General features: G+C 71.4%; 8 protein-coding genes. 4 read left to right on the top strand and 4 right to left on the bottom strand.

What is annotated here, in order from left to right:
• Position 1: 1 nt before the first annotated feature.
• On the bottom strand, positions 2–556 hold the full coding sequence (locus VMS22_02490; protein HXJ32881.1) for an Lrp/AsnC family transcriptional regulator: 555 nt from the start codon (positions 554–556) through the stop codon (positions 2–4).
• A 97-nt stretch (positions 557–653) separates the two neighbouring features.
• Here VMS22_02490 and VMS22_02495 point away from each other — a divergent pair, with 97 nt between their 5' ends.
• Positions 654–887, top strand: coding sequence for a hypothetical protein (locus VMS22_02495; GenBank protein ID HXJ32882.1), 234 nt, complete (start codon positions 654–656; stop codon positions 885–887).
• Positions 888–1052: 165 nt separating this feature from the next.
• On the top strand, positions 1053–1736 hold the full coding sequence (locus VMS22_02500) for a hypothetical protein (GenBank protein ID HXJ32883.1): 684 nt from the start codon (positions 1053–1055) through the stop codon (positions 1734–1736).
• Between the two features lie 12 nt (positions 1737–1748).
• Here the strand turns inward: VMS22_02500 and cysC are convergent, their stop codons facing one another.
• Positions 1749–2363: an adenylyl-sulfate kinase gene (gene cysC, locus VMS22_02505; GenBank protein ID HXJ32884.1), complete on the bottom strand. Its 615-nt coding sequence runs from the start codon at positions 2361–2363 to the stop codon at positions 1749–1751.
• Positions 2364–2588: 225 nt separating this feature from the next.
• Between cysC and VMS22_02510 the strand changes: the two genes are divergently transcribed.
• Together VMS22_02510 and VMS22_02515 are read left to right on the top strand one after the other, a co-directional pair.
• On the top strand, positions 2589–3470 hold the full coding sequence (locus tag VMS22_02510; GenBank protein HXJ32885.1) for a sigma-70 family RNA polymerase sigma factor: 882 nt from the start codon (positions 2589–2591) through the stop codon (positions 3468–3470).
• Between the two features lie 44 nt (positions 3471–3514).
• Complete coding sequence (locus tag VMS22_02515) at positions 3515–4696, top strand: acyl-CoA dehydrogenase family protein (GenBank protein ID HXJ32886.1); 1182 nt, start codon at positions 3515–3517, stop codon at positions 4694–4696.
• Between the two features lie 19 nt (positions 4697–4715).
• On the opposite strand, the gene VMS22_02520 is transcribed toward VMS22_02515, so the two are convergent.
• Both VMS22_02520 and VMS22_02525 read right to left on the bottom strand, forming a co-directional pair.
• Complete coding sequence (locus VMS22_02520; protein ID HXJ32887.1) at positions 4716–6548, bottom strand: DUF1318 domain-containing protein; 1833 nt, start codon at positions 6546–6548, stop codon at positions 4716–4718.
• A 30-nt stretch (positions 6549–6578) separates the two neighbouring features.
• Positions 6579–7433: a PhzF family phenazine biosynthesis protein gene (locus VMS22_02525; protein ID HXJ32888.1), complete on the bottom strand. Its 855-nt coding sequence runs from the start codon at positions 7431–7433 to the stop codon at positions 6579–6581.
• Between the last annotated feature and the right edge of the window lie 119 nt (positions 7434–7552).

The following is a 7552-nucleotide window of genomic DNA, read 5'->3' on the forward strand; positions in this document are numbered from 1 at the left end:
GCTACGCTCTCCGCAGATGTCCGGTTCCCTCGCTCGAGCGCCGCGTGCGCCGGGTGTGCGTGGGCGGCACGGTGTCCTCGGGCTCGAGGCCGAGCTGCACGCGCTCGATGTGGGTCGACAGGACGACGGTCGTTTCGGTCCGCGCCACGCCGTCGATGGAGCGGATCTTCGAGATCAGCCGCTCGAGCGTCGACGTGTTCGCGGTCTTCACCTTGAGCAGGAAAGTGAACGCCCCGGTCACGTGATGGCACTCGAGAACGTTCTCGACCGCGGTCACCTGCTGCTCGAACGCTTCGATCGAATCGGGATTGGTGGTAAGGACGCCGATGAATGCGGTGACGTCGAGGCCGATGCGACGCCCGTCGAGGATGGCGTGGTAACCGGTGATGACGTTCGCGGCCTCGAGCTTCTTGATGCGCTCGAGCACCGCGGGCGCCGAGAGCCCCACCTGCTCGCCCAGACGCGCGAGCGGAGTGCGGCAATCCTCCTGCAAGAGCGACATGATGCGGAGATCCGTGTCGTCTGGCGCGGCGTCTGCGTTGGCTCCGAATCTCATAAGGTGCTCCTGGGGGTTTAGTCCACTTTTATTCAGGATCTTCCATGCGTGTCAATGGTTTATTAGGCATGCCAAAGGGGGAAGCATGAGGGCAGCCATGGCGTCGATCGGGGTGGCTCTGGCCGTGACCATGGCCGCGGCGCAGCCGGTCTCGCAGCGCATCACCGCGGCGGACACGGCGCTCCTGTTCGGCGGTGCGGACGCCGAGGGCGGCATCGGCGATTGGTACGTGTCCAACGGCGTCGTGCAGGCGATCGACCAAGACGAGGGCGTCGCTGGTGACCGCGAGCGGCACCGAGCCGCGGAAGCGCGCCGTGCCGCCGCTCGATGACGCCCGCCGCGCCACACGGTTCCGCAGGGCGTGGTCGCCGTGCTCGACGCACGCACCGACGAGCCGGTCGTGCGCTACGGACGGGAGGGCGCCGTCGTCGCCCTAACCGGGGCGCGGTAGCCGGCGGCGCGGCGAGCGTGCTAGACGCCGCCGGAGGAGGGCCGGATGGCGAAGGCACGCAAGCGCAAGAAGACGAAGGCGAGCGGGCGCAAGCGGGCTTCCGGGCGCGCGACCAAGCCGAAGAAGCGGGCGAAGCGCCGCCCCAAGCGCTCGGCGAAGCCCAAGACCCGCACGCGGCGCGCCGCCAAGCCGAAGGCGCGCGCCAAGCGTCGCGTCGCGCCGCGCACGAAGGTGCGCGCGATGGCCTCGCGACCTCCGCAGCCCGCAACCGCGGCGTTCGCGCCCCCTCCTATCGCGCCGGCGGCGGTGCCGGCGGACGGGCTACGCGCGAAGGTCGAGGCCTCGCTCGTCGCCCGCGGCTACCATCCACCGGAAGCGACGGTCGTCGACGTGCTGACGTCGATCGGACACGGCTACGAGCAGGGTCCCTCGGCGCCGCCGGCGGGATTGAATCTCGACATCGACGGCCCGGTGTCCGACGGCCTCGCCGATCGCTACGCCAAGGGCGACCGGGCGCCGTTCCCGGTCCGCTCGGCCCATCGCCACCCGGTCCGCTCGACGGTCGACTTCAACCTGGTACAGCTCGGCCTCGGCTCGACGAGCGAAGCGGCGCGCGAGGCGCTGACGTCGTTCTGCCTGGGCTCGTGGAATCCCGACGCCGATCCGATCACGATGCGCGACGCCATCGCCGGACCGGTCGTCGCCTGGTATCGCACCGGGCTCGGCTGAGCCCGGGGGCCTTCACGCGCGCGGAACGATCCCCTTCGACGCGAGGTAGTCGACTACCTTCGCGACCGCCGCGTCGACCGACAGCTCGTGCGACTCGAGCGTGAGCTCGGGCTTCGCCGGCGCCTCGTATGGGGCCGAGATGCCGGTGAACTCCTTGATCTCGCCGGCGCGGGCCTTCTTGTAGAGGCCCTTCACGTCACGCTGCTCGCAGACCTCGACCGGGCAGTCGACGAAGATCTCGACGAAGTCGCCGGGCTTCATGAGCGCCCGCACCTGATCGCGATCGGCGCGATAGGGCGAGATGAAGGCCGTGATCGCCACCAGCCCGGCGTCGGTGAAGAGCTTCGCGACCTCACCGATGCGGCGGATGTTCTCGGTCCGGTCCTCGGGCGAGAAGCCCAGGTTCTTGTTGAGGCCATGCCGGATGTTGTCGCCGTCCAGGATGTACGTCCGCACGCCGCGCTCGCACAGGCGCTTTTCGAGGTCGACCGCGATGGTCGACTTGCCGGAGCCCGAGAGCCCCGTCAGCCACACGGTCGCTCCCTTGTGTCCGTTCAGCTTTTCGCGGTCGTCGCGGTTCACGGCACCCTGGTGCCAGACGATGTTCGTTGCCTTCTGCTCAGCCATAGGGGCGAGAGCATTATCGGGGTCGGTCGGGCGGGGCAAGCCTACGCGTAGGCCCTCGACATTCGGCGGCCGCTCGCGACGCGTGGTGGTTCCGCGAAATGCCGTGGGCCGTCGTGGGCGGCGGCCGCGGCGTGCGTTCAGGGCCAACTCGCCGATCCGTCGCAGGATTCCGGATCGGCGACGCCCACGATCGGCCTCGGTACGAGCGTTGCTCTACCGAACCGCATGCTGCGAATCACACGCCTCCCCGGAGCCGACCGGACCACCCACCTGCGCGCCGAAGGACGCATCGTCGCGCAGAGCGCGGCCGAGCTCGATCTCGCGTGCCGCCGCGCTCCTGGCCAGGGCCTCGTGCTCGACCTCGCACGAGTGACCTTCGTCGACGCCGTCGGAACCGAACTGGTCCGAGGCCTCGCCCGCGAGGGCGCGACGCTGGTCGGATCCTCGTCGTTCGTCCGCGAGCTGCTGGGCACGCGCGAGGCCGAGACCGGCGACCCCGAAGAGGCGCCGCTCGTGGCCCGCCTGCGGGGCGGCGACGCGGCGGCATTCGAGGCACTCGTGCGCGCCCATGGCGGCCGCCTCCTCGCGGTCGCGCGTCGCATGATGGGGGGCAACGAAGCCGACGCGCGCGACGTCGTGCAGGACGCGCTCCTCCAGGCGCACCGGGCCATCGCGAGCTTCAACGGCACGTCGCGGCTGTCGACGTGGCTGCACCGCATCGTCGTCAACGCGGCCTTGATGAAGCTTCGCTCGCGCCGCCGCCGTCCCGAGGAGTCGATCGACGACCTGCTGCCGCGCTTCGACGACGACGGGCATCGCCTGGAGGCGAGCAGCGAGTGGGCGACGCCGGGCGAGGAGGCGGCGCAGCGACGGGAGACCCGCGCGATGGTGCGCCGTCTGATCGATCGCTTGCCCGAGAGCTACCGCACCGTCCTCCTCATGCGCGACATCGAGGATCTCGACACCGAGGAGGTGGCGGAGGCGCTCGGGATCACGGCCAACGCGGTGAATGTGCGCCTGCACCGCGCGCGGCAGGCGCTGAAGGCGCTGGTCGAGCGGGAGCTGGGCGTCGGCAGGACCGGCGTGCCGACCGCCGTCGCATCCTGATCGGGCCTTGCCGGCGCGGCCGCTTTCCCATTAGAGGTCGCGCCATGGTGGAGAGCGTTCCGGAGCGCCTGCACGGGCCTCTGGATGGGGTCGCGCGCCTGGCGCCTCTCATTCGCGAGCACGCAGAGCGCTCGGAGCGCGAGTCCCAGCTCGCAACGGAGGTCGTCGAAGCGTTCCACGAGGCGGGGCTCTTCCGGGTCCTCCTGCCGCTCGAAATGAAGGGCAGCGGCCTCACGATCCCCGAGACGCTCCGGGTCTACGAGGCCGTCGCCCGCATCGACGGCTCCTGCGGCTGGAACCTCGCCATCTGCGCCGACGGTCCCGTGTTCGGCCACTTCCTGCCGCACGCGACGTATGACGAGATTTTCGGCGACCCGCGCGCGCTGATCGGCGGATCATTGAACCCGATGTCCACGCGCGCCGTCCGGTGCGATGGAGGTTGGCGCTTTTCGGGGAAGGCCACGTTCGTGAGCGGCTCGGCGCAGCTCACCTGGGTCATGTCGTCCGGGATCGTGTTCCGCGACGGCGCGCCCGAGATGGGGTCGAACGGCATTCCCGTCATGCGGTCGGGGGTGTTGCCCAAGCGCGTGTGCACGGTGCTCGACACGTGGTCGGTCAGCGGCATGCGCGGGACGGGCAGCAACGACTGTGCCTTCGAGGACGTGTTCGTCCCCGACGCGTTCACGTTCGATTGGCCGGATCCGCGCTCGTCCTGGCAGCGCGGGGCGTTCGCCGCCGTTCCGCTCGTGACCCAGTTGGGTGGCGGTCTCGCGTCGGTCGCGCTCGGCATCGCACAGCACGCGATCGATGCGCTCGTGGAGCTGGCGACGACGAAGGTCCCGGCGGCCACGCGCGCGACGCTCTGCGAGCGGCCCCTTGCCCAGATCCAGGTCGCCCAGGCCGAGGGGCTACTGCAGGCGGGGCGCGCGTACCTGTGGAGCGCGAACGAGGAGGCGTGGCGCAGAGGCGAGGCGGGTGCGCCATTCGGCGCGCCGGAGCGCGCCGCGGCGCGGCTGGCTTCGGTGACGGCGGCGAAGCTCGCTGCCCAGGCCGTCGATCTCGTCTACGACGCCGCGGGCGCGACGTCGATCCAGAAGTCGTCTCCGATCGAGCGCTGCTGGCGCGACGTCCACGCCGTCACGCAGCACGTGATCCTCAGCACCGGCCGCTTCGAGATCGTCGGCCGCGTCCTGTTCGGCCTCGACCCGGGCGCGCCGATCATCTGATGGCCGGCCACGCCGCACGCTACTTCTGGTACCAGCGTCCGTCGTCGGCCTCGAGCCACTCGTCCGGATAGGAGCGCAGGCGCCACTGCTCGGCGTAGTCGTGCTGGACGAGGTCGAGCGGCTTCGCGTCGCGACGCGCGACGTAGCGGTAGACCTCGTCGCGGCTCGCGTTCTCGCGCCTGACGAGCTCCTCGGCGCCGGGAAACCGATCGTCGATCCCGGTGGTGCGGGCTTCGAGGAGCCCGCGCGCGTTCTCGCCGACGAGCCGGAGGTTCTTCATGGCCTGCACGTCACCGGAGCGCAGGCGCTGCTCGGCGACCGCCGCGCCGATGCGGGCGCGCTCCGCGTCGGCCTCGGTCGACTCCGCGATCCCGAGCGTCTCCTGCAGGAAGCGCGTGACCTCGCCGCCGAGCTCGACCGACATGCGCGTGCCGCGTGTGTTGACGAGATCGCCGCGGCCCTTCGCCACCTGCGTCCCCGTGCCGGACGCCGCGACGTCGAGCCCGGCCAGGCCCGGCAGGGCCAGGCGATCGAACGGCGCCGCGCGCCCGAGGTCGGTGCCGCGCGCCGACGCCGTCGCCGACCAGACGAGGGAGAAGTTCGCGCCCACCCAGCCGTTCGCGTACGACGCGCCCACCTCGCTGCCGAAGCGCAGGTCGGCCTTCGCCTCGGCGTCGCGACTGACGGCGGCTCGGACGGGTGGAGCCGGCATGATCGTCAAAGACAACCACGGGTTCCGCGCGCGGGTCCCGTTCCAGACGAGCTCCTCGGCCTTGACGCTGCGGACGACGTTCTCGTCGCCCGTCTGCGGCGGCCAGTTGAAGCGCAGGTCGCCGCGGAGGCCCCGGACGTGCAGGCCGTACTCGGGGAGATCCCAGTCCGGCTCGGCGACCTTCAGCTCGGTGCGCAGCAGGAACGCGCCGTTCGGATCGAGCGGCACGTCGCTGGCGTCGGTGCTGAACTTGAAGGGAAGGCGGAGCTGCACCACGCCCCAGGAGCTGAGGGCCATCTCCAGCCCCTCGACGTCGAAGCGCGAGAGCACGAACGGCGCCTCCGCCGCGGACGGCACGCCCGACGCCGCCACGGCCGTCGCGGCGGGCCGCGCCCCCCCCAGGTCCTCGACGAGGTGGAACCAGTCCTCGCCGATGTGGAGGACCGGATGCTCGATCCGCAGCTCACCGATCCGTCGCGCCGCGAGGTCGCGCCAGGTGAAGCGCACGACGACCGCGTCCACGGTGACGAGCGGCGCCATCGGGCCGTAGGCGGCGCTCATGACGACCTGGTCCGCGCGCAGCGTCTGCGGCGCGTCGTCCTGCGGGTTGGCGCCGAGGTTGCCGAGATGGACGTCGTGCAGCACGAGCGCGCTGTCGCGGGCGAAGCGCAGCGGGATGGACGTGCCACGCGCCGAGAGGTTGTCGACGTGGACCGTGATGTCCGAGACGGCGAGCGTTCCGATGCGGTACGGCGTGGACGAATCCGACGGGGCGGCGGAGCCCGCCGCGTTCGAGAACGCCTCGCCGAGCCAGAGCTCGGGCCCGCGGATCTCGACCTTCTCGATCCGGCGATTCCACCAGAGGTCCAGCGGCCGGTACTCGACGTCGATCTCGGCGACCCGCAGGAAGACCGGCCGTGCGCTCGTGTCGGCGTCCGAGAGCTTCGGCGCCGCCATCTTCACGTTGACCATCTGGACGTGACGCAGATCGAAGCGGGTGAACTCGCCGGCCGCGAGCCCGAGGCTCTGGCGCAGCGTGTCCCCGAGCAGCCCGGCGAGGAGCCCCGCGCCGCGGTCGCCGCCACACCCCGCGAGGATCCCGACGGCGAGGAGGAGACCCCGAAGGCGGCGCGCGGCCACGCTACAGGATCATCGGCGGGCGGGGCGCTGTCAAAGGCAGAGCGTGCCGTCGACGACCGTCAGCGCCGTGCCGCCGATCTCGACCGTGCGCCCTTCGCGAGCGACCGCGACGTCGACGATGCCGTCGCGACCGAGCTCGCGTCCCTGGCTCGCGCGATAGCGCTCGCCAGTCTCGGCGACGAGGCCGCTGACGCCGAGGTAGGCGCCCACCGAGGCGTTGCCGCTGCCGCAGACCGGATCCTCCGGCACGCCGGCCGCGGGCGCGAACGACCGCACGGCGATCGGGTTGCCACGCGCGCCGAGCGCGAAAACGGTGATGCCGGAGGCGCCGATCGTGCGCGACAGGCGATCGATCTCCGCGAGGTCGGGCCCGAGCGCGCGCACCGTCGCCTCGTCGGCGAGACGCGCGACCACCCACAGCGGCCCCACGTCGATCACCATCGGGGCCTCCACGGGCGCCGCCCCGAGCATGCGCGCCACCGTGTCGCGCTCGAGTGCGAGCTCACGCCGGACCTTCGGGTCGGGAACGCGCACCGAAAGCCGCCGTCCCTCGACGCGGATCGGCAGCACGCCGGCGCGGCATTCCTGATGGAGAAGATCCGCCTTCGGCTTTGCGATTCCTGCTTCGAGCACCGCGTGCGCCGATCCGACCGTCGGATGTCCGGCGAAGGGCATCTCCGAGCGCGGCGAGAAGATTCGCAGCCGGTAGTCCGCACCGGCCGCGGTCGGCGGCAGCACGAACGTCGTCTCCGAGAGGTTCGTCCACGCCGCCAGCCGCTGCATCGTCGCCTCGTCGAGCCCCCCCGCATCGAGCACGACCGCCACCGGGTTCCCCGCGAGCGGAACCGACGTGAACACGTCCACCTGCTTCCATCTCCTGACCATGAGCCGAGCTAGCCCGAGGGGTGCGCCGAGGCAAAACCGGCGACGTTGCATCGTCCCGGCGGAGCGGGTGCCGGGGGTGCAGCGCCGAGCGATTATCGGGGAGCGAACGCTGCACCCCC

The organism is Candidatus Eisenbacteria bacterium, assembly GCA_035577985.1.
GTDB lineage: Bacteria > Desulfobacterota > Binatia > DP-6 > DP-6 > DATJZY01.

Bases quoted from the DNA above. Each gene is read 5' to 3' on its own strand.
- VMS22_02490 (HXJ32881.1), bottom strand. From the start codon at position 556: ATGAGATTCGGAGCCAACGCAGACGCCGCGCCAGACGACACGGATCTC.
- VMS22_02495 (HXJ32882.1), top strand. From the start codon at position 654: ATGGCGTCGATCGGGGTGGCTCTGGCCGTGACCATGGCCGCGGCGCAG.
- VMS22_02500 (HXJ32883.1), top strand. From the start codon at position 1,053: ATGGCGAAGGCACGCAAGCGCAAGAAGACGAAGGCGAGCGGGCGCAAG.
- cysC (HXJ32884.1), bottom strand. From the start codon at position 2,363: ATGGCTGAGCAGAAGGCAACGAACATCGTCTGGCACCAGGGTGCCGTG.
- VMS22_02510 (HXJ32885.1), top strand. From the start codon at position 2,589: ATGCTGCGAATCACACGCCTCCCCGGAGCCGACCGGACCACCCACCTG.
- VMS22_02515 (HXJ32886.1), top strand. From the start codon at position 3,515: ATGGTGGAGAGCGTTCCGGAGCGCCTGCACGGGCCTCTGGATGGGGTC.
- VMS22_02525 (HXJ32888.1), bottom strand. From the start codon at position 7,433: ATGGTCAGGAGATGGAAGCAGGTGGACGTGTTCACGTCGGTTCCGCTC.